The organism is Inquilinus sp. YAF38, from assembly GCF_052113205.1.
In the GTDB taxonomy this organism is placed as follows: Bacteria; Pseudomonadota; Alphaproteobacteria; order DSM-16000; family Inquilinaceae; genus Inquilinus.
The window spans coordinates 1-1272 of record NZ_JBFRCU010000204.1 but is presented as its reverse complement, the minus strand read 5'-3'; the positions used below and the strand labels follow the sequence as shown (position 1 = coordinate 1272).

Below are 1272 nucleotides of genomic sequence, written 5' to 3'. Positions count from 1 at the left end.
TCGCCAGCCGGACCCGCAGCGCGTGCCAGTCCTCCTGCGCCGCCTCGCGCTGCGCCGCGGCCTTGCGCCGCTCGGCGGCCTGACGCGACAGCTTGTCCTTGAGCAGCAGGGTCATCCGCACGGCGCGCGAGACGGTGGCGATCCGCTGGCAGTAATCGACCCCGGACTGCGGCGCCTGCAGCGCCTCCCGCTGCGTCGCCCGGGCGATCGACATCTGGATCTCGACCAGCTCCGCCACCACGCACAGATCCGCCGCCCGCTCCTCCTGCGGAGCGGCCGAGGTCTCGGGGGCCGAATCGGTCTGCGCCTTGTTCATAGAACATAGCATGAACGCGATCGCCGATTAATACAACGAAACAATGTGTTTATAGTCGGTTGTCAGGCGGCATCCGGCAGCGCAGTGGGCTTCGGACCGCCGGTGGCCCAGTCCAGCAGCTCGACCGTGTGCACCACCGGCAGGGCGGTGCCGAGGCCGATCTGGGTGATGCAGCCGATATTGCCGGCGGCGACGATCGCCGCCCCGGTGCTTTCCACCGCCCGCACCTTGCGCGCCCGCAGCTCGTCCGCGATCTCCGGCTGCAGCAGGTTGTAGGTGCCGGCCGAGCCGCAGCAGAGATGCCCATCCGGCACCTCGCGCAGCTCGAACCCCGCCGCGGCCAGCAGGCGGCGCGGCGGCGCCGCGATGCGCTGGCCATGCTGCATCGAGCAGGCGGAGTGGTAGGCCACCACCTGACCGGTCGGCCGCGCCGGCGGGTTCAGCCCGACCTCGTCCATCAGCTCGGTGATATCCTTGGCCAGGGCCGAGATCGTTGCGGCACGCCCGGCCCAGGCCGGGTCGGCGCGGAACATGTGGCCGTAATCCTTCACCGTGGTGCCGCAGCCCGAAGTGTTGACGACGATGGCGTCGAGGCCGCCTTCCGCCACCACGCGGTTCCAGGCCTCGATATTGGTCCGGGCCGAGGCCAGCGCCGCCTCCTCCCGGCCCATATGGTGGGTCAGCGACCCGCAGCAGCCGGCGCCCGGCGCCACCATCACCTCGACCCCGTGGCGGGTCAGCAGGCGGATCGTGGATTCGTTGATCGCCGGGTCCAGCACCGTCTGGGCACAGCCGGACAGCAGCGCCACCCGCCGCTTGCGCGGCCCCTCGGCGGCGAAGACCTGCGGCCGGTCGACCGGGCTGCGCCGCGGCAGGCGGCGGGGCGCCAGGGCGAGCATGGCGCGCAGGCGCTTGGGCAGCAGCCCCGCCACCGGCGCAGCAGCCCCGCCACCGGC

Annotated in this window: 2 protein-coding genes; both read right to left on the bottom strand. The window is 72.2% G+C overall.

The window, feature by feature from the left end:
- The coding region (locus AB4Z01_RS36245; RefSeq protein ID WP_441701699.1) for a hypothetical protein at window positions 1–316 on the bottom strand (316 nt) is incomplete at its 3' end.
- Between the two features lie 62 nt (window positions 317–378).
- The coding region (locus AB4Z01_RS36240) for a heterodisulfide reductase-related iron-sulfur binding cluster (protein ID WP_441701697.1) at window positions 379–1272 on the bottom strand (894 nt) is incomplete at its 5' end.